Source organism: Rhizobium sp. BK008, assembly GCF_014197345.1.
GTDB classification, from domain to species: Bacteria; Pseudomonadota; Alphaproteobacteria; order Rhizobiales; family Rhizobiaceae; genus Rhizobium; species Rhizobium anhuiense.
Genome location: NZ_JACIFK010000008.1, coordinates 1 through 22592 on the forward strand (window position 1 = coordinate 1; position 22592 = coordinate 22592).

Genomic DNA, 22592 nt, shown 5'->3' on the forward strand with positions numbered 1-22592 from the left:
GCCGCCCTCGTTCAGTGAGGGGGCTTATAGAACTAACCCCTTTTCCAAGTCAACACACCTAGCCAAAGTTTTTTGACATTTTTGTAACAGGTTGATTCGGCTCGGATTTTTGTCGGTGGATATTATCCACAGGGCGTATTCCCGGGACAGATTCCTGGAAAATCCTTTACCGGCCGGTCAAAAATCGATCGGAAAGTCGTTCTCAACCCCGAAAGATCACGAAAAAACAGCGCCTTGAGCCGATTTATGGTTAACAGAGGATTAAACTGCCTCCGACCGGCGAGCTTTAAATTTCCGTCACAAATCAGCGGCTGACATTTCGGAACCTATCACCGACTTGAGTGTTTTCTTTCCCATTGAAGGAAGGAGACCGACATGGCTGCCAATACCGATGATATCAGAGCAACTGTCAGCAAGGACATCGCCGCACTCCAACAGGAAGTCTCGCGCCTGCAGAAGATGATTTCCGCTCAAGGCGCCGAAGCCTATTACGAAGTACGCGGCCGCGCCGGCAAGGCATACGACGAAGCCCTGCCCCGGGCAAAGAACGCCGTCGCCCAAATCAGGGCCGAAGGTGCGGCCGCCGCCGGCGCCGCCCGCGAGCATCCGACCGCAACGACCACTGCGCTGGCGCTTGCCGGCGCCATTGGCTTCCTCGCCGGATATCTGCTTTCCGGCAGTTCGCAGCCGCAGCCTCGCCACTGGTGGCGCTAAACAGACCACAGCCACCCATAAACCGGTTTTTACGCACCCGCCGATCCGTTTTTCGGCAGGGTGCGTAAATGCTTATGTCTTACAAAAACCAATTTTTAATGTGAGCTATGGGAACATAAAAAACGAAGGGAGGATCATCATGGAAAACAAGAGGGCCAACTGCATCATCGAAGTCAGCGTCGACGGCGCCAATGGCCGTCACGCGGTCGGCATCATGAATATGCGCCAGGCACTCGACCTGCCGGAAATGCCAAGCCTTTCTTATACACATCCGGACCCGGTCAAGGCCGCCGCCGGTATTGTCGTCAGCCGCCAAGAACTGGCGGGCTTCATGGCCTGCCACTGAGGCAGCGTTACCCTGTCAAAGCCCTGACGGCGCTTTATCCCAAAGCGCCGAAATTGTTTTGCGGCGACTTTTATTCCCCTCGTTTTTTTGTTCCGATTGCTGGCATCCTTGTGCCGTTCATGCCAAGAAACGGCATCAAAAGCAGGACAAGGACGGCAGATGAGGGAGCGGCGCCCACCGCATAAGACGCGCGAGCGGACAAAGCCCGCCGATAACGCCGCGGCTAAGCGGGTTACCCTTCCCCGTGCCCTTTCCAAGCTCGGTTATTGCTCCCGCACCCAGGCCGAACGGCTGATTGCCGAAAACCGCGTTGCCGTCGACGGCCGCACGGTCAGCGAGACCTCGGCATGGGTCGATCTTAGCACTGCCAGGATCAGCATCGACGGCCTGGTCATCGCTGCCGAAGCGAAAATCTATCTGATGCTCAACAAGCCCCGCGGTCTCGTCACCACCCGCCACGATCCCGAAGGCAGGCCAACGGTATATGATTGCCTCAGGGATTTCGACATCCCGCATCTCTCTCCGGTCGGCCGGCTCGACAAGGCGAGCGAGGGCCTGCTGCTTTTCACCAACGACACCGAATTCGCTCAGATCCTGCTCGATCCGGTCACGCATGTGACGAAGACCTATCATGTCCAGATCGACGGCATCATGGACGACGAGGGCATTGCCGCGATGACATCGGGCATCCGCCACGACGGCGAGCTGCTGACGGCAACCGCCGCACGGCGCCTGCGCCAGGGCGACAGGAACTCATGGATCGAGGTTGAGCTGGACGAGGGCCGCAACCGCCAGATCCGCCGCATGCTGGAAGCGCTCGGAAGCGAATGCCTGCGCCTCGTGCGCGTTGCAATCGGCGGGCTCGCACTCGGCGAACTGCCGAAAGGCGCGGTGCGTGCCCTGACAGAGACGGAATTGCAGGCATTGCGCCGGAAGGCCGGGATGGAAAAGGCGAGACGCAATTGACTGAAATGACGGAGATGGCGCCGCACGATTTCTGGCAGGAGATTCACCCGTCGGGCACCTTTGCCGATGATGGCGAGTTCACCTCCTTCTATGTCGCCGTTCTCGAAGACGGCCGCCAGCTTCGCCTGCCGATCCGCGCGCTGGCGGATGGCGATCACGCTCTCGCTTCGCTGATCGTCAACCAGGCGAGCTTCGCCGTTCTCGATGCGCTCGCCGAAAGCCTCGCCGAAAAGATCAGGCCGATGCGCATCGATATCGTCGCCGGTCTGCCGACCCTCGGCCTGACGCTGGCCGCCGCCGTGGCGCAAAAGCTCGGCCACAGCCGCTACGTCCCGCTCGGAACCTCACGCAAATTCTGGTATCGCGACGAGCTCTCCGTTGCCCTGTCGTCGATCACCACGCCGATGCAGCAGAAACGCCTCTATATCGATCCGCGCATGCTGCCGCTGCTCAAGGGACGGCGCGTCGCGCTGATCGACGATGTGATTTCCAGCGGCACCTCGATCGTCGCGGGCATCAACCTGCTGACAGGCTGCGGCATCGAACCCGCCGTCATCGCCGCCGCCATGCTGCAATCGGAGCGCTGGCGCGAAAGCCTCGCGGCCGCTGGGCCGCAATGGACCACGCGCACCGTCGGCGTCTTCGCAACGCCTATTCTGGAGCGGAACAAAGCAGGCCGCTGGCAGGCACCATCGGCCAGACGCGGGACATGAGGATTGTTCTTCTTTGCTTGAGGGCGCCTCTGTCCAGCCTCGGCTTGACTTCCCCAGCAATAAAACTAGAGCAGGAAGTCTTCACCCAATAATCAAGGATAGTCGAGCGCCGTGCGAATTCTCTCCGAAGCCCATTTCCCCGAATTGCCGAACTATTATCGCGGCAAGGTGCGCGAGAATTACGATCTTCCGGACGGACGCCGTATCATAATCAGCACCGACCGGCTGAGCGCTTTCGACCGCATCCTTACCTGCATCCCCTATAAGGGCCAGGTCCTGACGCAGACAGCGCGCTTTTGGTTCGAGGCGACGAAGGACATCTGCCCCAACCACGTTCTCGACTATCCGGATGCGAATGTCGTCATCGGCAAGCGGCTCGACATCCTGCCGGTCGAGATCGTCGTGCGCGGTTATCTCGCCGGCACCACCGGTACCTCGATCCTGACGCTTTATAAAAAGGGTGAGCGCGAGATGTACGGCATGCGTCTGCCCGACGGCATGCGCGACAACCAGATCCTGCCCGAGCCCGTCATCACGCCGACCAGCAAGGAATTCGACGGCGGCCATGACGAGCCGCTGACGCCTGCCGAAATCGTCAGCCGCGGCCTTTTGACCAAGGAGCAGTGGGACACTCTGTCGGGATATGCGCTCGCCCTTTTTGCGCGCGGCCAGGAAATGGCGGCCAAGCGCGGTCTGATCCTCGTCGACACCAAATATGAATTCGGCACCGATGGCGACGGCAACATCATTCTCGCTGACGAGATCCACACCCCCGATAGTAGCCGTTACTGGCTTGCCGAAAGCTACCCGGCAAGTTTTGCCGCCGGAAAACGTCCGGAAAGTTTCGACAAGGATTTCGTCCGCGCCTGGGTTGCCGAGCGCTGTGATCCCTATAAGGACGAGATCCCTGAAATTCCTGTCGAACTGATCGAGCAGACCTCGGCCGTCTATATCAAGGCTTACGAGGCGATTACCGGCGAGCGCTTTGTTCCCGACAATAGCGGCGAGACGCCGCTTGCCCGCGTGCGAGGCAGCCTCGCTCCCTATTTCCCTTGACATGGCGATACATGAAAGCTGCCAGGCCGAGCATTGGCTTGGCAGCCTCCCTCCAATCGCGCTAGCATCAGAAAAAAGGGGCATCGGGCTCCGCCGGGCGGGGGACAGATGACGAGAAGGCCGAGACGCAAAGCCGAGGAAACGCGGGAGGACATCCTCTCCATGGCAGAGGTGCTGTTTCGTGAGCGCGGTTACCTCGCGGTGTCAATCGCCGATATCGCCAGTGCATTGCACATGTCACCCGCCAATGTCTTCAAGCATTTCCGTTCCAAGGTCGCGCTGGTCGATGCGATCGCCGGACGCCATCTCGACAATGCCACCGAGCGTTTCGCAGCCTTCGACCAGAATCTGCCACCGAAGGAGCAATTGCTCCGCTTCGTCCTGCGCCTGCTGGAAGGTCATCTGCAGGACATTCAGAAAAATCCTTACATCTTCGAAATGGTGCTTTCGACGATCGAGGCCAAACTCGAGGCCGGCAACCGTTATCGCGCCCGAATCGAGTTGAAGCTCGGCGAGATCATCCGCGAGGGTATCGCGGAGGGGCGTTATCATTGCTGCGATCCCGAGCGCGCCGCACACACCGTCGCAGACCTCCTGGCCTGCGTATTGCACCCCATCCTCATCGCCCGCGACGACAAGGAAACCCTCGTGCACCGCGCCGAGGATATCGTCGGCTTTGTCGATGCCGCACTGCAAAATAACGCTTGCTAAGTGACGATTGCTGACTTACGTCACTTCATAAAGCTTTTGTTAAATTCGGATAATGGCATTTGAAGCCAGATCAATCCTGACGCTTATATAAGCCTGCGCTCGGCCGGGCCGAGCCTGCGGATTGAACGCCGATTGCCACCGAACAGGGAATTCAGAATGATACGGCGTGCCCTCCTCCTCTCCACGGCCCTGGCGTTCGGCGCATTGCTCGCCGCCTGCAGCGACAATGCCGGCAAGCCCGCCGGCAATGCCGGTGCGGGCGCAGCACAGCAGGCCTCGCCCGTCGGCGTGATCACCCTGAAAAAAGCCAGTTTCCCGATCACGACGATCCTTCCTGGCCGCGCCGAGACATTTCAGACAGCCGATATCCGGCCGCAGGTAAGCGGCCTCATCCGCGAGATCGCCTTTAAAGAAGGCGGCGAGATCAAGAAGGGCGACCTTCTCTACCAGATCGAGGATGCGCCCTATATCGCCGCCGTCGAGCAGGCCAAGGCGGCAATCTCCAAGGCGCAAGCCAGCGTGCCGAGCGCTGAAAGCAATCTCGACCGCTATCAGCGCCTCGTCGGCAGCGGCGCCACCCAGATCGAATTCGAAACGGCCAAGACGACGCTGCTCCAGGCCAAGGCCGAAGTCGAGTCGGCGAAGGCCGCACTTTCCGCCGCGCAGATCGACCTCGACCATACCAAGATCATCGCCCCCTTCGACGGCGTCATCGACCAGACGGCCTATAATGTCGGCAACGTCGTCTCGGCCAACCAGACGACGGCGCTGACGACGATCCGCCAGCTCGATCCGATCTACATCTCGCTGACGGAATCGAGCACCAACCTCTTGAAGCTGCGCGACGCGATGACCGCCGGCGACATCAAGGGTGCAGACAACGTCGCCTTCCACCTGATCCTCGAAGACGGCAAGGAATATAACCAGCAGGGCAAGCTCGACATGTCGAAGCAGGTGGTCAGCGAGACCACAGGCACCTTCATCATCCGCGTGCTCTTTCCCAATCCCGATCGCATCGTCCTGCCCGGCATGTATGTCCGGGCAACCGTCGAGCTTGGCGCCGAGGCCGGTTATGCATTGCCGCAGCTGGCGACGAGCCGTGATGCCAACGGCCGGCTGACGGCACAGTTCATTTCCGCCGAAGGCAAGGTCGAAACCCGTGCCTTCGAGAACAGTTCGCCCTCCAACAATTCCTGGCTCGTGACCGAAGGCATCAAGGACGGCGATCAGCTGATCGTCAGCGGCCTGCAATCGATCACATCAGGCATGCCGGTGAAACCGGTCCCGATGAAGATCAACGACAATGGCGTGGTCGTGGCTGCCGAGCAGCCAGCGGCCGGTGATGCTGAGAAGCCTGCAGCGAAATAATCGCTGAAGCCCCGCATCGTCACCGTCTCAGCCGCACAGGAACAACCGATGGCCAAGTTTTTCATCCGACGTCCGATTTTCGCCTGGGTCATTGCGATCACCATCATGCTCGCCGGCCTGCTGGCGATCTTCACGCTGTCGATCTCGCAATATCCCGACATCGCCCCGACGACGGTTCGCATCAACGCCACCTATCGCGGCGCCAGCGCCGAGACCGTCGAAAAATCGGTGACGACGATCATCGAGGATGGCATGACCGGCCTCGACGATCTCACATACATGACCTCAACCTCATCGACGGGCTCGGCCAGTATCCAGCTCACCTTCGGGACGAGCGCCGATCCCGATATCGCCCAGGTGCAGGTGCAGAACAAGCTGCAGCTGGTTCAGTCGCAGCTTCCAAGCGACGTCATCGATGCCGGCATCAGCGTCACCCGCTCGACCTCGAGCATCCTGCTCGTCGGCTCGCTGGTTTCGACCGACGGCAAGCGCAACTCGGTCGATCTCGGCAACATCATGTCGACCTCCATCGAGGATCAGATCCAGCGCCTGGAAGGCGTTGGCAGCATCAACGTCTTCGGTTCGGGATACGCCATGCGCGTCTGGCTCGATCCCTTCAAGCTCTTGAAATACCAGTTGACGCCGAGCGACGTCACATCAGCCATCCAGGCGCAGAACACCCAGGTCTCCGTTGGTTCGCTCGGCGCGCAGCCGGCGACCCCCGGCCAGCAGATCAACGTCACCATTACCGCCCAAAGCCAGCTGACCACCGTCGCCGACTTCGAGCACATCATCCTGAAGGTCGAAAAGGACGGCGCGACCGTGCGCCTGAGCGATGTCTCGCGCATCGAGATCGGTCAGGAAAGCTACGGCGGCGGTTCACGGTATAACGGCCAGCCGTCGACCGGTTTTGCCGTCAACCTGGCGATCGGCGCCAACGCCATCGATACCGCCGCCCGTGTGCGCTCCGCGCTCGAGGTCATCGGTCGCGGCCTGCCGGCAGGTGTCGCGATCACCTATCCCTACGACACCACGCCCTTCGTCGAGCTGTCGATCGAGAAGGTCGTCCATACCCTGATCGAGGCGATCGTGCTGGTTTTCGTCGTCCTCCTCATCTTCCTGCAGAACCTGCGGGCGACGCTGATCCCGACGATTGCGGTGCCCGTGGTGTTGCTCGGCACCTTCGGAGTGCTGGCGGTCACCGGCTACTCGATCAATACGTTGACGATGTTCGCCATGGTGCTGGCGATCGGCCTTCTTGTCGACGACGCCATCGTCGTCGTCGAAAACGTCGAACGCATCATGACCGAAGAGAAGCTCTCGCCACTTGAGGCGACGGAAAAATCGATGGGAGAGATCACCGGCGCCATTGTCGGCATCGCGCTCGTGCTGACTGCCGTCTTCATTCCGATGGCCTTCTTCGGCGGTTCGACCGGCATCATCTATCGCCAGTTCTCGATCACCATCGTCTCGGCCATGCTGCTGTCGGCGCTCGTCGCCCTGGTGCTGACGCCTGCACTTTGCGCCACAATGCTGAAGCCGGTCGGCGAACACAGGAAACACCGCGTCGGCGACTGGTTCAACCGCAACTTCACGCGCTCGACCAACGGCTATATCAGCGCCATCGGCTATCTGCTGCAGCGGCCGATCCGCGTCATGCTGGTCTTCCTCCTCGTCGGCGCCGGCTGCGCCTATCTCTTCACCCGTCTGCCGAGCTCCTTCCTGCCTCAGGAAGATCAGGGCGTGCTGTTGACCATCGTCACCACGCCGCCGGGCTCGACCACGCAGCAAACCCAGGCAGTCGTCGAGAAGGTTGAGAAATACTATCGTGAAAACGAGAAGGACGCCGTCGAATCCGTGTTCGGCGCGCTCGGCTTCGGCTTCAACGGTTCCGGCCAGAACAGCGCCATCGTCTTCACCAAGCTCAAGGATTTCGCACAGCGCACCGATCCGACGCTGAGCGCCCAGTCGGTCGTCAACCGCGCGTTGCGCAGCTTCTTTGCCATCCGCGAGGCGCAGGTCTTCGCGCTCCTGCCCCCGGCGATTCAGGGTCTCGGCGTATCGAGCGGCTTCTCCATGTATCTCGTCGACACCGGCGGCCACGGCAACGACGCCCTGACGGCCGCCTCCAAGCGGCTGATCCAGATGGGCAACACCTCGGGCAAGATCGTGGCGCTGCGCAGCAGCAACAAGGAAGTCGAGCCGCAGATGCGCATCGTGCTCGATCAGGAGAAGATCGGCGCTATGGGCGTCGACATCGCCTCGGTCAACTCGATGCTGTCGATCATCTTCACCGGCCGCGACGTCAACGACTTCACGCTGAACGGCGAGATCAAGCCGGTCTATGTTCAGGGCGATGCGCCCTTCCGCATGCAGCCGGATGATCTCGACCATTGGTACGCGCGCAACACTGCCGGTGAAATGGTACCCTTCTCCGCCTTTACCAAGACGGAGTGGGTGAAAGGCGCGCCATCGCTTGCCCGCTTCAACGCCGTTAGCGCCATTCCGCTCGACGGCGCTTCCGCACCCGGTGTCTCCTCCGGCGATGCGATGAACGAAATGGAAGCGCTGACCGAACAGCTCGGCGGCGGTTATACGGTCGCCTGGCAGGGCATCTCCTATCAGGAGCGCCTTTCCGGTTCGCAGGCGCCGATGCTCTACGCGATCTCGGTTCTCGTCGTCTTCCTCTGCCTGGCGGCACTTTACGAAAGCTGGTCGATCCCCTTCTCGGTGATCATGGCGGTACCCGTCGGCATTCTCGGGGCACTGGCGGCGGCAACGCTTTTCGGCCAGGCAAACGACGTCTATTTCAAGGTCGGCCTGCTCACCACCATAGGGCTGGCGGCGAAGAACGCGATTCTGATCGTCGAATTCGCCAAGGACCGTATGGAAAGCGGCATGGGGCTCTACGAAGCCACGCTGGAGGCGGCAAGATTGCGCCTGCGGCCGATCATCATGACCTCACTTGCCTTCATTCTCGGCGTCGTGCCGCTGGCGATCGCGACTGGCGCTGGCTCGGCGGCACAGAACGCCATCGGCATCGGCGTTCTCGGCGGCATGCTGGCGGCGACGATGCTCGGAATTTTCTTCGTACCGTCCTTTTTCGTCGTCATCCGACGCATCTTTGCCACACGCGGCAAAAATGCGGCAGGAGTGTGATATAAATGCACTGTGATAATGCTGTTCCGATTGCTACATTGCGCCCGACTGCTTCGGTGTGTGTTTTTGGTAACGAGGCGCGGCGCGCGTTAGTGAAGCATGAAGCTTCGGACAAGAATTGACTTGCTCGAGTACAGGATGAAATGAATGGTATCTCTTCGTTTTGCCACCCCGGCATTATTGTTATTGTTGTCGGGCTGCGTTGTTGGCCCGGATCATGTTCCTCCTGAAATGCCGCTGCCCGCCAAATTCGGAGAAGGCGGAACGAAGAGTGATGGTGATGTTGCTACCGCAGCCTGGTGGACCGCCTTCAACGATTCGAGGCTGAACGGCTACGTCAACGCGGGCCTTGAGCAGAACCTGACAGTCCAGCAGGCGATCGAACGCATCAATGCGGCCTCCGCCGCCGTCACCACCGCCGGAGCCGGCGGCCTGCCGAACCTGACGGTTGGCGCGTCGCACACGATCAGCGGTCAGAAGGGCGAACTGCGCACGCAACTCGACACGCGCAACACCAGCGCCGGCGACGTCCAGCTGAGCTGGCTGCTCGATCTCTTTGGCCTCTACAAGCGCAGCACCGAAAGCGCGCTCGCTTCGCTCGATTCCGCTTACGCATCGGCTGATGTCGCCAAGCTGACCCTCGTCCAGGACCTGGTCTCGAGCTATATCGACGTTCGCTACTATCAGCAGCGCCTGGCGCTTTCGAAGGCCAACCTGAAGTCTCGTCAGGAAACCTACGAACTGACCAAGTTCCAGCTTGAAGCCGGCGCCGCCTCGCGTCTCGACGTCGTTCAGGCCGAAGGCCTCGTACAGTCCACGCTCGCCGAAATTCCGGGCCTTGAAACCAACATCCGCATATCAGCCCATCACATCGCGACGCTGCTCGGCCTGCCGGCCTCGGCCCTCGTCGACGAACTGCTGAGGGGCGCCGGTCAGCCGGTATTCCGCGGCGGCATCAACTCCGGCATCCCGGCCGATCTGATCCGCAACCGTCCCGACATTCGCGTCGCCGAGCGTGATCTCGCCGCCGCAACGGCCAATATCGGTGTTGCCCAGGCCCAGCTCTATCCGAGCATCTCGCTCAGCGGCTCGATCTCGCCATCCTACATCAACCAGCGCGGCGTCCACGGTGGCCTGACCCCCTGGTCCTTCGGTCCGACCCTCAACCTGCCGATCTTCGATGGCGGCCGCCTGCGCGCCAACGTCAAGTCGGCCCAGTCCGATGCCGCTACGGCCTACCTCAACTGGAAGTCGACGGTGCTGACCGCCGTCGAACAGGTCGAGAACGCGCTTGCGGCTGTCCGGCGCGACGCCCGTACGGTCGCCGCACTTCAGGCCCAGGTCAAGACCACCCAGGAAACGCTCGAGCTTTCCACCGCATCCTACAAGGACGGCGCCTCTTCACTGCTCGACGTTCTCGACGCGCAGCGCCAGGTTTCGCTGGCTCAGGCAAGCCTTGCCCAGTCCGTCCAACAGATGGCCAAGGACTACGTCTCGCTGAACATCGCAGTCGGCGGCGGCTATGCGCCCGGCGGCAAGACCACCGCACCCAATACCACAGCAGCGGTGAAGCCCGCCAAGAGCTGATCGGCGTTTGGCCCTTCTGAAAAGGCAGAGCCCCGCGATCGTCTCGCGGGGCTTTTTCGTTGCCGCCGAACTCTCCTCCAGCTAATTACACACAGGACGAATTTGGATTCGACAAGCTGAGATAGCTGAGGTAAGCCTTTGATTAAACGATTAATCAGAGCGCCGTCGATTATGGCTCCATCGCGTTCGGGACCAAATCTCAGCAGGATAGCGACGTCGCTCGGCGTCTCCGTCGCCACGGTCTCCAATGCGCTCTCCGGTAAGGGCCGGGTCTCCGGCCAATTGATCCAAAGAATCCGTGAACATGCAGCCGAGCTCGGCTATGTCCCAAGCCAGGCCGGCCGGGCGCTCAGGACCGGCCGCAGCGGCGTTCTCGGCCTGGTGCTACCCGATATCGCCAATCCGCTGTTCCCGAAGATCGCTCAGGCGATCGAATTCGCCGCCTCGGCTGCGGGTTACGGCGTGCTGATCGCGGATTCCCGCGGCGATATCGCCACCCAGACCGAAGCGATCGACCGTCTGGTCGAGCGTGGCGTCGATGGCATGATCGTCATTCCCCGCCGCGCCACCCGCATCTCGTCCACCACCTGTCCGGTCGCCATCATCGACACTCCCTCGACGCCGGGCAACACCGTTTCCGCCGATCATTGGCAGGGCGGCCGCGAAATCGCCGACCACCTCGCGGATCTCGGCCATCGCCACATCCTCATCAGGAATCCAGCGTTCAGAACGACCGCGTCGGCGGCATCCGCGCCGGCATGCGCGCGGGCATGCATTCCGAAACACTATGGATCGATAGGCTCGAGCAGGATGGCGGCAGGGGCTGCCCACTCGGCCTTGCCGAAAAGGCCAGGCAGGGATTCACCGCTTTCGCAGCCCTTTCCGATTTGCAGGCGCTACGCGCGCTGACGGAGTTACAGCAGGCCGGCGTCAACGTTCCCACCGATGTCAGCGTCACCGGCTTCGACGACCTCATCTGGTCGCCTGTTGTCACGCCGTCGCTGACGACGGTGCGGATGGACATGGATAGGATTGCCGGGATTGCTGTGTCGGCACTGGTCGATACGATAAGAACAAGCCGCATCCGGGAGGGCATGTTCGTTACCGCGGAGATCGAACGCGTTGCCATGCAGTTGATCGTCCGCCAATCATCCGGGTCTGCGAAGCCGGCACCAGAAACCTCAGAGCCGAAAACCTGAGAGATGGGGAACGTGTAAGATGAAAAAAGCTCCCATTGCCTCGGCAGTACTCCTGCTCGATACCATGCCCGGCCCAATCGAGACCGAGATCGATGTAGGCCTGCCGCCACACGGCGCGCTCGCCTGCGATCTACCAGTTGCCGACACGGCAAGTCTCAAACGGTTCGGATGAAATCATGGGCGTCTGGATCGACACGGACATGGGCTTCGACGACATCGCCGCCATTCTGGTGGTGGGACAGTCGGAATTCGAGATCGACGGCCTATCGCTGGTCTTCGGCAATACGCCGCTGCCGCAGGTAAGAATGAATGCCGCCGGCGCCGCCAGCGCCTTCGGCTGGAACTTCCCCATCCACACCGGTCGCGCCATGCCCGTTCTCGGCAAGCTTGAGACCGCTCAGGCGATCCTTGGGGAAACCGGCATCCCGACATCAGGCAAGAGCCTGCCGCAGGCACCCGCCCTTGCCGAAAGCGATGCCTTCACAGGGCTCTGCCGCTGGCTGGAACGCCAGGGCCAGCACCGCATCCTGGCGCTCGGCCCGCTCACCAACATCGCTGCCGTGGCGCTCGCCCGGCCTGATCTCGCCGCCCGCATCACCGAACTCGTCTGGATGGGCGGCGGCGTCACATCAGGCAACCATACGGCCTCCGCCGAGTTCAACGCACTTGCCGACCCGGAAGCGCTTTCGATCGTCATTGCCCACGGCCTGCCGCTGCGCATGGTCGATCTCGATCTCTGCCGCAAGGTGCTGGCAAGGCCCGAGGATGCCGAGCCGGTGCGCAATGCCGGCGGCGCCAATGCCGAGCTGATCGCGGATATGTTCTCAGGCTATATCCGCATCGCCACCAGCCGCGGCCGTCCCGCCATGGCGATCTACGATCCCTCCGCCGCCGTCGCCTTTGTCGCCCCCGATATCGTCAGCTTCCGTCCCGCGCGCATCGACGTCGAGCTGCAGGGCGCCCTCACCCGTGGCCGCACCGTTGTCGAGACCCGCGCCACACATGCGAGTTTCAATGCCCAATTCGCCGCCGACATCGATGCTGACATGGCCCGTGTCATCATTCTCGCTGCCCTGGTCAACGAGGCCCGCAAATGAACGCCAGCCCTCGCCAGGAACCCGCCGACCTCAATGATCCCGCTTTGCGCGCCCGCGCCGTTACTGCTGCGCGCGGCGATGCCCCCTTCGACGTGCTGATCACCGGCGGCCGGTTGCTCGATGCGGTGACGGGCCTGATCCGCGAGGCCGATATCGGCCTAGTCGGTGCGCTGATCGCCAGTGTCCATGCGCCGGCAAGCCGAACGGATGCCGCCGAGATCATCGATGCGACGGGCAGCATCCTGACGCCCGGCCTGATCGACACGCACATGCATATCGAAAGTTCGATGGTGACACCGGCCGAATATGCTAGCGCCGTTTTGGCGCGCGGCGTCACATCAATCGTCTGGGATCCGCATGAATTCGGCAACGTCCATGGTCTCGACGGCGTGCGCTGGGCGATCGAGGCCGCGCGTTCCCTGCCGCTGCGCATGATCCTGCTCGCCCCCTCCTGCGTGCCGTCTGCGCCGGGCCTGGAACTTGCCGGCGCCGATTTCGATGCCACCGTCGTCGCCGAAATGCTGCGCTCCTCGACAGTCGGCGGCGTCGCCGAGGTCATGAATATGCGCGGCGTCATCGACGGCGATCCACGCATGACTGATATCGTCAATGCCGGCCTTGCCGCCGGCAAGCTTGTCTGCGGCCACGCACGCGGCCTCGAAGGCGCCGATCTCAACGCTTTCATGGCATCGGGCATCACCTCCGACCATGAACTCACCTCCGGCGCCGATCTCCTCGCCAAGCTTTCCGCCGGCCTGACAATCGAGCTGCGCGGCTCTCACGATCATCTGTTGCGGGAATTCGTCGAGGTTCTGAACGGTCTCGGCCACCTGCCCCCGACCGTGACGCTCTGCACCGACGACGTTTTTCCCGATGAGCTTCAGGAAGGCGGCGGCCTCGACGACGTCGTCAGGCGCCTGGTGCGCTACGGCATGAAGCCGGACTGGGCGATCCGGGCCGCGACCTTCAACGCCGCACAGCGTCTGAAGCGTCCCGATCTCGGCCTTGTCGCCGCGGGCCGCCGGGCCGACATCGTGCTCTTCGAGGACCTTGCGGATTTCCGGGCGCGGGTGGTCGTATCAGGCGGCCGCGTCGTCGCTCACAACGGCCGCATGCAGCGTGCCGTCCAGCAGATTGATACGGCGCCGCTCGTCAATTCGGTGAAGCTGCCGCCGCTGACCGAGGATGATTTCCGCATTCCGGCGACGGGCGAGCGTGTCCGTGTCGCCACCATCGACCGGCCACGCTTCACGCAATGGGGCGAGGTCGAAACCGAGGTGCGGGATGGTTTCGTCGTGCCGCCGGCCGGCAGCGCCATGATCGCCGTCGCCCATCGTCACGGCAAGGCCGACGGCACCCCACGCGTCGGTTTCCTCACCGGCTGGGGCGAATGGCGCGGCGCCTTCTGCACCACCGTCTCGCATGACAGCCACAACCTCACCGTCTTCGGCGGCAATGCGCGCGACATGATGCTCGCCGCCAACGCCGTCATATCAGCCGGCGGCGGCATGGCGGTCGCCAAAGACGGCCGGATCGAAGCGCTCCTGCCGCTGCCACTCTCCGGCCTGGTGACGGATGCAGCGCTTGAGGACACAGCCCTGGCCTTTACCGATATCCGCAAGGCCATGGACAAGATCGTCGACTGGAAACCGCCCTATCGGGTCTTCAAGGCCTGCTTCGGCGCCACTCTCGCCTGCAATGCCGGCCCGCACCAGACGGACCGCGGGATTGCCGATGTGGTGACGGGGAAAGTGATGGAGAGTCCGGTGTTGGAAGATTGGTAAGTCAAGACGCACAGATCATAATGTGAAGGAGTGCTGCTGTAGCCCAAACACCAGTTCTGCCTTCAACTCCCGCTCCACCAGCGCCACCCAATAAGCCGCCCCGTATCCAAGCGCCCCATCGTTGAAATCATAAGCCGTATTGTGATGCAACGCCCCGTCCACCGCCGGCCCATTGCCGAGCCAGACGTAACAACCCGGCGCATTCTGCGCGAAGAAAGCGAAATCGTCGCCCGCCGTCGACGGCGGAAAGCTTGTCAGCACCTTTCCGCCGAACGCCGATCGGGCCGCTGCGAGCGCCCGCGCGGTCGCATCCGGATCATTGATGACAGGCGGAATCCGCCGCTCGAATGCATAGTCGACTGATATGCCGTACATAGAAGCAGTGCCATGCGCCAATCGGCCGATCTCGGTCTCCAATTGATCGCGCACCTCGGGCGAATAAGCTCGCGCGGTTCCGCCGATCTCGACCGTATCCGGAATGACGTTCAGCGCCTTCGGGTCGCCTGCCTGCAGGGAGCAGGCGCTGACGACGGCCGGCTGCAGCGGATCGACCACCCGTCCGACGATCGTCTGCAGCGACGACAGGAAAGTGCCGGCGGCCGTGATCGAATCGCGGCCGAGATGTGGCTTGGCGCCGTGTGTGCCGGTCCCACGAAAGGTCGTGCGCCAGCTATCGGAGGAGGCAAGCTGCGGCCCCTCGACCACGGCGATCTCATCGACCGCAAGTCCTGGCATATTGTGCAATCCATAAACGGCATCGCAAGGAAAAAGCCGAAACAGCCCCTCCTCGACCATGCGCCTGGCTCCGCCCCGCCCCTCTTCGGCGGGTTGGAAGATGAAATGCACCGTGCCGGAAAAATTCCGCGTCACCGCCAGATGCCGCGCGGCGCCAAGAAGCATCGCCGTATGTCCATCGTGCCCACAGGCGTGCATCTTGCCGGGTACGGTCGATTTATAAGGCCGCTCCACCAGCTCGGGCATGGCGAGCGCATCCATATCGGCGCGTAGCCCGATCCTGCGCGCGCCCCTCCCGACCTCCAACGTACCGACCACGCCGGTGTCGCCGAGGCCGCGATGCACGGTGATACCGGCATCATCGAGAAGCCTCGCGACGATGCCGGCGGTGCGCTCTTCCTCGAAACCAAGTTCGGGGTGGGCGTGCAGGTCGCGGCGCAAGGCCATGAGAAACGGCAGATCGTCCTCGATCCGGGCGGGAATGCTCATCGGGCGATGCTCCTGGGGCCTGGATATCCTGTCATGCGAAACGGGCGCCCAACCGGCGCCCGCCTCAGATCATCCGTTGTTCATCAAACAAGGCGCGAGTTCAACCCTCACGCCTCTTCGACGAACACCTCCTCGCGCTTCTTCTTGACGCTCGGCAGGAAGACGACGATGAGGACGGCAACCGCAATGGCCAGAAGAATGGCGCTGATCGGCCGCGTGACGAAAGTCGTCGGATCGCCGCGCGAGAGGATCATGGCCCGCCGCAGGTTCTCCTCGAGCAGCGGCCCGAGCACGAAGCCGAGCAGAAGCGGCGCCGGCTCGCAGCGAAGCTTGGCCAGCACATAGCCGATGAGCCCGAAGAAGGCGACGGCATAGAGGTCGTAGACGTTGGCATTAACGCTGTAGACCCCGATCGAGCAGAAAGCCATGATGACGGGGAAGAGCACGTAGTAAGGCACGGTCAACAATTTCACCCAGAGCCCGATCAGCGGCAGGTTGAGGATGACCAGCATCAGGTTGCCGATCCACATCGAGGCGATGATGCCCCAGAACAGCGCCGGCTGCTCGGTGGCGACATTCGGACCCGGCACGATGCCCTGAATGATCATCGCGCCGATCATCAGCGCCATGACGGGATTGGCAGGAATGCCGAGCGTGAGCAGCGGAATGAACGAGGTCTGCGCACCGGCATTGTTTGCCGATTCCGGCCCTGCGACGCCGGCAACCGCACCCTTGCCGAATTCCTCCGGCGTCTTCGACATCCGCTTTTCCACCGTATAGGAGGCGAAGGAGGCAAGGATGGCGCCACCGCCCGGCAGGATGCCGAGCGCCGAACCGATCGCCGTGCCGCGAATGACCGGGGCGATCATCTCCTTGAATTCCTGGCGCGACGGCAGCAGGCCGGACACCTTGGCCATCAGCACCGTGCGTGTCGATTCGCCCTCGAGGTTGCGCAGGATTTCCGCCACCCCGAAAACGCCGACGGCGAGCGCGACGAAGTTCAGCCCGTCGGCATATTCGCGGATGCCGAGTGTGAAGCGCGGCGCGCCGGTATAGATGTCGGTGCCGACGAGGCCGAGCAGCAGTCCGAGCGCCACCATCGCTAAGGCCTTGACAACGGAACCATGCGCCAGTGCGATCGAGGAGACGAGGCCGACGATCATCAGCGAGAAATATTCCGCCGAGCCGAATTGCAGCGCGATTGCGGTGAGCGGCGGCGCGAAGATCGCGACGAGAAAGGTCGACACGGTGCCAGCGAAGAACGAGCCGAGCGCGGCGATCGCAAGCGCTGCGCCGGCCCGGCCTTTGCGCGCCATCTGGTAACCGTCGATCGCGGTGACGGCCGAGGAAGATTCGCCCGGCATGTTGATGAGGATCGCCGTCGTCGAGCCACCATACTGCGCGCCGTAATAGATGCCGGCGAGCATGATGAGCGACGAAACCGGCTCGAGCTGGAAGGTGATCGGCAAGAGCATGGCGATCGTCGCCGTGGCGCCGATGCCGGGCAGCACGCCGATCAGCGTGCCGAGCAGCACGCCGATCAGGCAGAAGAACAGGTTTTCCGGAGTGCCGGCTGTCGCAAAGCCGAGCGCGAGATTGCTGAAAAGATCCATCATCGCCTCCTAGAACCGGACCCAGGGGCCGAACCGCTCGAACGGCAAGCCGAGCCCGTAGCTGAACACCGCGACCGAAAAGATCGTCAGCAGCAACGACAGCACGATCGCAAAGAACAGGTTCATCTTTTGCGATGCGAAACAGGCGATGAAGGCGGTGAGGAACAAGGACGGTGCGAAGCCGAGCCCGCGCACGGTCAGCCCGAAAAAGACTGGCGCCGGCAGGATGAAGAGCATGCCGCGCCAGGCAAACGGGTCGATCGGCTCGCCCTCGACCCGAAGGGCCTGAATGAAGATGATCGCACCGAGAAGCACGAGCACGCCGGCAAGCAGCAACGGAAAATAGCCTGGCCCCATACGCACCGTCGTGCCGAGGTCGAGCCCCAGCGACTGGATGGCGAAGAAAGCCCCGGAGGCGACGAAAAGCGCGCCGCAGATCGCATTGGTGGTATCGAAACTGATGGATTTCATGGTGTCTCCTGGGGTTGGAGATGGTTCACGTCACGCCGCGGCAAAGGAGCTAGCCCCTCATCCGCCTGCCGCCACCCTCTCCCCGTAAACGGGGGTCCGGAGGACGGGTCGAGACAAGTGGCTCGACCCCAGTAGGTTAGGGTGAGGGGCTCGTCCGGCATGCCCGGACGAGGACAAGCCTTAGTCGGCATATTCGCCAGCGGCCTCGATCACCGTTTTCCAACGGGCGATCTCGCTTTCGAGCTTGGCTTTCAGTGCGGCCGGCGTCGCATCGGCGTCTGAGGATGGTGCGGTGCCGAGCTCGGCAAAGCGGGCGCCGACATTCGGATCCTTCAGCGCCACCTGCAGCGATTTCGACAGACGCTCGTTGATCTCGGCCGGCGTGCCCTTCGGCGTATAGATGCCATGCCAGATGCCGACTTCAAAACCCGGCAGGCCGGCTTCGACGGCCGTCGGAATGTCCTTCATCACGTCGAGGCGCTTGGGCGAGGTTACGGCATAAGCCTTGATCGTGCCGCCCTGGATCTGCTTGGTCGTGTTGGTCGTCTGGTCGCACATGACGTCGACCTGGCCGCCGAGCAGGTCGGTCATGGCAGGGCCGGTACCCTTGTAGGGCACGGTCGTCAGCGGTGTCTGGATGGCGCTCATGAACATCATGCCGCAGAGATGCGAAGCCGCACCGATGCCGGCATTGGCGACCGTCACCTTGTCCTTGTTGGCCTTGATATAGTCGATCAGCCCCTTGAGGTCGGTCGGCTCCATGTCCTTGCGTGCAACGATCGTCATCGGCACTTCGGTGACGAGGCCGACATAATCGAAAGCGCCGAGCGTGTCGTAGGCGAGCTTGCGGTAGAGCGTGGCGCTGGTCGCCATGCCGATATGGTGCAGCAGAATGGTGTAACCGTCGGGATCGGCATTTGCCACGCGGCCGGCGCCGAGCGTGCCGCCGGCGCCGCCGACATTTTCGACGACGATCTGCTGGCCGAGATCCTTCGACATGGATTCTGCGACCAGGCGCGCCACGGTATCGGTCGGGCCGCCAGCCGCAAAGGGCACGACCATGGTAATGGTGCGCTCGGGATAGGTCTGCGCCGAAGCGACGCCGGCGAGAAGAGAGACCGCGGCAGCCGCGGTCAGGCCGAGCATGGCCTTCAGAATTTTCATCGTTTCCTCCCTGATGAAACAAGCAAGCCCGCCGACACATCCTCCGCGCCGGTTGGGATGGCCTATTTGCCGCCGGGAAAAATCGACCTGCAATCATTGCAGCCGCTTTCGAAAGGCGATTTTGCAAAAGTGCAATGCAGCATGGGTCGATTCGGAAACAAACGGCCGGTGCGATGGGTGGAAATCCACCCATCGCACCGGAGGATAACTTCAGATTGGAAAGAGTGCGCGGCCACAGCCGGAATCGTCACTCGGAAAACAGGCATTTTCCGAAAGCAGTCAGCTTTCGATAATCATCATCCGCTTGTCGAGACCGTATTTCTGCATCTTTTCATAGAGGGTCTTGCGGGAAATGCCGAGTGACTCATAGACCGCCTTGAGGCTGCCGCCATGCGCCACCAGCGCGGTTGCAATCACCCCTCGCTCGAATTCAGCGACGCGTTCCGCAAGCCCCGTCGCCTCCTCGGCCTGCCGCCCGCCATTGTCGAGACCGAGGACCAGCCGGTCGGCGGCGTTCCTCAATTCACGCACATTGCCGGGCCAGTCGCGTTGGGCAATGTCGGAGATCACCTCCGGCGGCACGGGCATCTCGTCGCGGCCGTAGCGGGCCGCCGCCTCCCGCACCAGTTGCAGGAAAAGCAGCGGAACGTCCGCCCGCCGCTGCGACAGCGACGGCACGTGCAGCGTCGCAACGTTCAGCCGATAGAAGAGGTCGGCGCGGAAGCGCCCGGCTGCCACCTCCGCCTCCAGATCGACCTTGCTTGTGGCGATGAACCGCACGTCGAGCGCCACCACTTCGTTCGATCCGAGCCGCGAGATCACCCGCTCCTGCAGTACCCGCAGGAACTTGGCCTGCAGGTCGAAGGGCATGGAGCCGATCTCGTCGAGCAGGATCGTGCCGCCGCGCCCGTGTTCGAATTTTCCGTAGCGCGGCCTCACCGCGCCCGGAAAGGCCCCCACCTCATGGCCGAAGAGTTCGCTCTCGATCAGGTTTGCCGGCAGTGCGGCGCAATTGATCGCGATGAACGGCCGGCTTGCCCGGGCGCTGATATCGTGGAGCGCCCGGGCCACCACTTCCTTGCCGGCTCCCGTTTCGCCGACGATAAGCGTATCGGCATCGCTCGCCCCGATCGCCCGGATACGGTAGCGCAAATCCACCATCACCTGCGTGCGCCCCGGCAGCCGCGCCTCGATATCGTCGCGTTTGCCGGCGACCGCTTTCAGCAGCCGGTTTTCGAGCACGAGGCCGCGCCGCTCCATCGCCCGGCGGATGACGCCGGCAAGCATTTCGGGCGTGAACGGCTTCTCGATGAAATCATAGGCGCCTTCGCGCATCGCCTTCACCGCGAGCTGCACGTCGCCGTGGCCGGTGACAAGAATGACCGGCACCTCTGGATCGAGCTCGCGGATCTTCTGCATCAGCGTCATGCCGTCCATGCCGGGCATGCGGATGTCGCTGACGACGACACCGGGAAAGCTGTAGCCGATCAGCTCCAGCACGTGGTCGCCGTTCGAAAAGGTCTCGACGCTGAAGCCGGAGAGCTCCAACGCCTGCGCCGTCGAGCGGCGCAATTCCTCCTCGTCGTCAACCAGCAGGATCTTCGCATCGTTCATTCCGCCGCCTCCGGCATCAGCCCTGCCGCCGACTGCAGCTCGATGCGGAACACCGCGCCCCCTTCGGGATGATTGGCCGCCTCAAGGCTGCCGCCAAAATCCTTGATGATGTTGTAGGAGATCGAAAGCCCGAGGCCGAGCCCCTTGCCGACGCCCTTCGTCGTGAAGAAGGGATCGAAGATACGCTGGGCAATCGCCGCCGGCACGCCCGGCCCGTGATCCCGCACCGTCAGCACCACTTTGCCGGCCTCCTCGAAGGCCGAAACCTCGATGCGCCTGTCGTCCAGCCCTTCCACCGCATCGGCCGCATTCGAGATCACGTTCACCAGCACCTGTTGCAGACGCACCGAACCGGCGCGCACGACGGGTGGACGTGGGCCTAGATCGAGCAGGAGTTCGGCATCCGCCGCCTTCAGCCGCCAGGCGATGATCTCGAGCGTGTCATGCATCGCCTCGTCGAGAGAAACCGAGCCGAGCTTCTCGTTCGGTTTGCGGGCGAAGTTGCGCAGGTGCCGGCTGATCGCGGCCATGCGGTCAATGAGCCCGCCGATACGCCGGATATTGTCCCGCGCCTCCTCCGTCCGGCCCCGATCGATGAGCACGGAGGCGCTGTCCGTATAGGTCTTCGCCGCGGCGAGCGGCTGGTTGAACTCGTGCGAAAGAGCGGCCGACATCTGTCCGAGGCCGGCGAGCTTTCCGGCCTGGATCAGATCGGCCTGTGTCTGGCGGAGTTGTTGCTCGGTCAGGCGCCGCTCGGCGATCTCTTCTTCAATGCGGCTGTTCACGCGGGCAAGATCGGCTGTGCGTTCCTCGACGCGCCGCTCCAGCTCGTTGCGGGCGTCGGCCTGCATCTGCATGCGCTCGGCAAGCCGCGCCCGCCGCTGGCGAATGACCGCGACCGCGAGCCCGGCAATGCAGAGGATGAGAAAGACCGCCGCAAGCGCGGTGCGCGCCTGGGCGCGGATGGAACTCGTCTCCATCAGCACGTTCACGGTCCAGTCCTCGGCCGGCATGTAGTGCGAGAGCACCAGATATTCGCTCGAGCCGCGCTCGCCGGCGAGCGTCATCAACTCATGCGGCTCGAAGCGCTGACGCGTCACCGGCAACGCCGTCAGCCTGGCATTGGCATACCGCCGCGACGCTTCGGTGCGTGCGATGCGATCGGCCGTCAGCGGCAGGATAGCGCCATAGAGCCATTCGGGGCTGCCGGACATGAAGATGATGCCCTCCGGATCGGAGACGAAGATCTTGTATTCGCCGCCGCCCCAGGAGGATTCGATCATGTCGATATCGACTTTGAAAACGATGACGCCCCGAATATCCGCGCCGGTCCGGATCGGCGCGGCAAAATAATAGCCGCGCTTCAGCGAGGTGGTGCCGAGCGCGTAGAACCTTGCCTGCCGGCCTGCGATCGCATCCTGAAAATAGGGCCGGTAGCTGAAATTCTGTCCGACGAAGCTTCCCGGTCCGTCGTAATTGCTCGCCGCGATCGTCTCGCCATCCGGTTTGACCACATAGATGTCGGAGGATTTCAGCAGCCCGTTGATCTCCTTGAGATAGAGATTGGCGGCATCGCGTAGCGCCGCATCCTCAGGCGCGCTCACCAGTTCCTTGATGTCGTCGTGATCGGCAATCAGCGCCGGCAGCGCCTCGTAGCGGTTGAGGTGGCCGCTGAGCGCCGACACGGCAAGGCGCAGCGCCGTTCCTGCCTGCGCCGAGGCTTCCCCCATATAAGCGCGTGTCGCAATCGCGCTTCCATAGGTGAAGAAGGCGAAGATGATCAGCGGCACCACGAGCAACGCCGCT

Annotated in this window: 18 protein-coding genes and 1 pseudogene; 13 read left to right on the forward strand and 6 right to left on the reverse strand. The window is 62.6% G+C overall.

Annotation, left to right across the window (positions count from 1 at the left end):
- Nucleotides 1-375 precede the first annotated feature (375 nt).
- The 13 genes and pseudogenes from FHT69_RS26065 to FHT69_RS26125 all read left to right on the forward strand — a co-directional run bounded on the left by FHT69_RS26065 (nt 376) and on the right by FHT69_RS26125 (nt 14700).
- Nucleotides 376-714, forward strand: a complete 339-nt coding sequence (locus FHT69_RS26065; protein WP_025570484.1) for a hypothetical protein — start codon at nt 376-378, stop codon at nt 712-714.
- A gap of 139 nt (nt 715-853) precedes the next feature.
- The gene (locus FHT69_RS26070) at nt 854-1060 is read left to right on the forward strand and encodes a hypothetical protein (protein WP_025570485.1); all 207 of its coding nucleotides are present in this window, start codon (nt 854-856) and stop codon (nt 1058-1060) included.
- A 159-nt stretch (nt 1061-1219) separates the two neighbouring features.
- Nucleotides 1220-2026: a pseudouridine synthase gene (locus FHT69_RS26075; RefSeq protein ID WP_029733032.1), complete on the forward strand. Its 807-nt coding sequence runs from the start codon at nt 1220-1222 to the stop codon at nt 2024-2026.
- 5 nt (nt 2027-2031) lie between these two features.
- On the forward strand, nt 2032-2739 hold the full coding sequence (locus FHT69_RS26080) for a phosphoribosyltransferase (RefSeq protein ID WP_281414283.1): 708 nt from the start codon (nt 2032-2034) through the stop codon (nt 2737-2739).
- Between the two features lie 111 nt (nt 2740-2850).
- Nucleotides 2851-3795 (forward strand): phosphoribosylaminoimidazolesuccinocarboxamide synthase, encoded by a 945-nt coding sequence (locus FHT69_RS26085; protein WP_028756369.1) that lies wholly within the window; start codon nt 2851-2853, stop codon nt 3793-3795.
- A gap of 108 nt (nt 3796-3903) precedes the next feature.
- Nucleotides 3904-4506 (forward strand): TetR family transcriptional regulator, encoded by a 603-nt coding sequence (locus FHT69_RS26090; protein ID WP_183906166.1) that lies wholly within the window; start codon nt 3904-3906, stop codon nt 4504-4506.
- Nucleotides 4507-4662: 156 nt separating this feature from the next.
- On the forward strand, nt 4663-5874 hold the full coding sequence (locus FHT69_RS26095) for an efflux RND transporter periplasmic adaptor subunit (RefSeq protein ID WP_025570605.1): 1212 nt from the start codon (nt 4663-4665) through the stop codon (nt 5872-5874).
- Nucleotides 5875-5922: 48 nt separating this feature from the next.
- Nucleotides 5923-9033, forward strand: coding sequence for an efflux RND transporter permease subunit (locus FHT69_RS26100; RefSeq protein WP_183906167.1), 3111 nt, complete (start codon nt 5923-5925; stop codon nt 9031-9033).
- Nucleotides 9034-9180: 147 nt separating this feature from the next.
- The gene (locus tag FHT69_RS26105) at nt 9181-10620 is read left to right on the forward strand and encodes an efflux transporter outer membrane subunit (protein WP_029733030.1); all 1440 of its coding nucleotides are present in this window, start codon (nt 9181-9183) and stop codon (nt 10618-10620) included.
- A 171-nt stretch (nt 10621-10791) separates the two neighbouring features.
- A pseudogene (locus FHT69_RS26110) lies at nt 10792-11819 on the forward strand (LacI family DNA-binding transcriptional regulator).
- Nucleotides 11820-11838: 19 nt separating this feature from the next.
- Nucleotides 11839-11991 carry a hypothetical protein gene (locus FHT69_RS26115; RefSeq protein WP_165932280.1) on the forward strand — a complete coding sequence of 51 codons (153 nt, stop codon included), beginning with the start codon at nt 11839-11841 and terminating at the stop codon, nt 11989-11991.
- A gap of 4 nt (nt 11992-11995) precedes the next feature.
- A complete protein-coding gene (locus tag FHT69_RS26120; RefSeq protein ID WP_025570667.1) occupies nt 11996-12916 on the forward strand; it encodes a nucleoside hydrolase in 921 nt (306 codons plus the stop codon).
- Entirely contained in the window at nt 12913-14700 is a 1788-nt protein-coding gene (locus FHT69_RS26125) for an adenine deaminase (RefSeq protein WP_183906168.1), read from the forward strand. Before FHT69_RS26120 ends, FHT69_RS26125 begins: the two co-directional genes overlap by 4 nt.
- A gap of 15 nt (nt 14701-14715) precedes the next feature.
- Here FHT69_RS26125 and FHT69_RS26130 read toward each other — a convergent pair whose 3' ends face one another.
- The 6 genes from FHT69_RS26130 to FHT69_RS26155 form a co-directional block, all read right to left on the reverse strand.
- Nucleotides 14716-15924 carry a M20 aminoacylase family protein gene (locus FHT69_RS26130; protein ID WP_183906169.1) on the reverse strand — a complete coding sequence of 403 codons (1209 nt, stop codon included), beginning with the start codon at nt 15922-15924 and terminating at the stop codon, nt 14716-14718.
- A 107-nt stretch (nt 15925-16031) separates the two neighbouring features.
- Entirely contained in the window at nt 16032-17537 is a 1506-nt protein-coding gene (locus tag FHT69_RS26135; protein ID WP_183906170.1) for a tripartite tricarboxylate transporter permease, read from the reverse strand.
- Nucleotides 17538-17546: 9 nt separating this feature from the next.
- Entirely contained in the window at nt 17547-18008 is a 462-nt protein-coding gene (locus tag FHT69_RS26140) for a tripartite tricarboxylate transporter TctB family protein (RefSeq protein WP_029868283.1), read from the reverse strand.
- 180 nt (nt 18009-18188) lie between these two features.
- Entirely contained in the window at nt 18189-19172 is a 984-nt protein-coding gene (locus tag FHT69_RS26145; RefSeq protein ID WP_029868282.1) for a tripartite tricarboxylate transporter substrate-binding protein, read from the reverse strand.
- Between the two features lie 279 nt (nt 19173-19451).
- Nucleotides 19452-20786: a sigma-54-dependent transcriptional regulator gene (locus FHT69_RS26150; protein ID WP_029868281.1), complete on the reverse strand. Its 1335-nt coding sequence runs from the start codon at nt 20784-20786 to the stop codon at nt 19452-19454.
- Nucleotides 20783-22579, reverse strand: coding sequence for a sensor histidine kinase (locus FHT69_RS26155; protein WP_348649678.1), 1797 nt, complete (start codon nt 22577-22579; stop codon nt 20783-20785). Before FHT69_RS26155 ends, FHT69_RS26150 begins: the two co-directional genes overlap by 4 nt.
- Between the last annotated feature and the right edge of the window lie 13 nt (nt 22580-22592).

What these genes read in the sequence shown, in the direction of transcription:
- FHT69_RS26065 (WP_025570484.1), top strand. Translation starts at nt 376, where the DNA reads ATGGCTGCCAATACCGATGATATCAGAGCAACTGTCAGCAAGGACATC.
- FHT69_RS26070 (WP_025570485.1), top strand. Translation starts at nt 854, where the DNA reads ATGGAAAACAAGAGGGCCAACTGCATCATCGAAGTCAGCGTCGACGGC.
- FHT69_RS26075 (WP_029733032.1), top strand. Translation starts at nt 1,220, where the DNA reads ATGAGGGAGCGGCGCCCACCGCATAAGACGCGCGAGCGGACAAAGCCC.
- FHT69_RS26080 (WP_281414283.1), top strand. Translation starts at nt 2,032, where the DNA reads ATGACGGAGATGGCGCCGCACGATTTCTGGCAGGAGATTCACCCGTCG.
- FHT69_RS26090 (WP_183906166.1), top strand. Translation starts at nt 3,904, where the DNA reads ATGACGAGAAGGCCGAGACGCAAAGCCGAGGAAACGCGGGAGGACATC.
- FHT69_RS26095 (WP_025570605.1), top strand. Translation starts at nt 4,663, where the DNA reads ATGATACGGCGTGCCCTCCTCCTCTCCACGGCCCTGGCGTTCGGCGCA.
- FHT69_RS26100 (WP_183906167.1), top strand. Translation starts at nt 5,923, where the DNA reads ATGGCCAAGTTTTTCATCCGACGTCCGATTTTCGCCTGGGTCATTGCG.
- FHT69_RS26105 (WP_029733030.1), top strand. Translation starts at nt 9,181, where the DNA reads ATGGTATCTCTTCGTTTTGCCACCCCGGCATTATTGTTATTGTTGTCG.
- FHT69_RS26115 (WP_165932280.1), top strand. Translation starts at nt 11,839, where the DNA reads ATGAAAAAAGCTCCCATTGCCTCGGCAGTACTCCTGCTCGATACCATG.
- FHT69_RS26120 (WP_025570667.1), top strand. Translation starts at nt 11,996, where the DNA reads ATGGGCGTCTGGATCGACACGGACATGGGCTTCGACGACATCGCCGCC.
- FHT69_RS26125 (WP_183906168.1), top strand. Translation starts at nt 12,913, where the DNA reads ATGAACGCCAGCCCTCGCCAGGAACCCGCCGACCTCAATGATCCCGCT.
- FHT69_RS26130 (WP_183906169.1), bottom strand. Translation starts at nt 15,924, where the DNA reads ATGAGCATTCCCGCCCGGATCGAGGACGATCTGCCGTTTCTCATGGCC.
- FHT69_RS26135 (WP_183906170.1), bottom strand. Translation starts at nt 17,537, where the DNA reads ATGGATCTTTTCAGCAATCTCGCGCTCGGCTTTGCGACAGCCGGCACT.
- FHT69_RS26140 (WP_029868283.1), bottom strand. Translation starts at nt 18,008, where the DNA reads ATGAAATCCATCAGTTTCGATACCACCAATGCGATCTGCGGCGCGCTT.
- FHT69_RS26145 (WP_029868282.1), bottom strand. Translation starts at nt 19,172, where the DNA reads ATGAAAATTCTGAAGGCCATGCTCGGCCTGACCGCGGCTGCCGCGGTC.
- FHT69_RS26150 (WP_029868281.1), bottom strand. Translation starts at nt 20,786, where the DNA reads ATGAACGATGCGAAGATCCTGCTGGTTGACGACGAGGAGGAATTGCGC.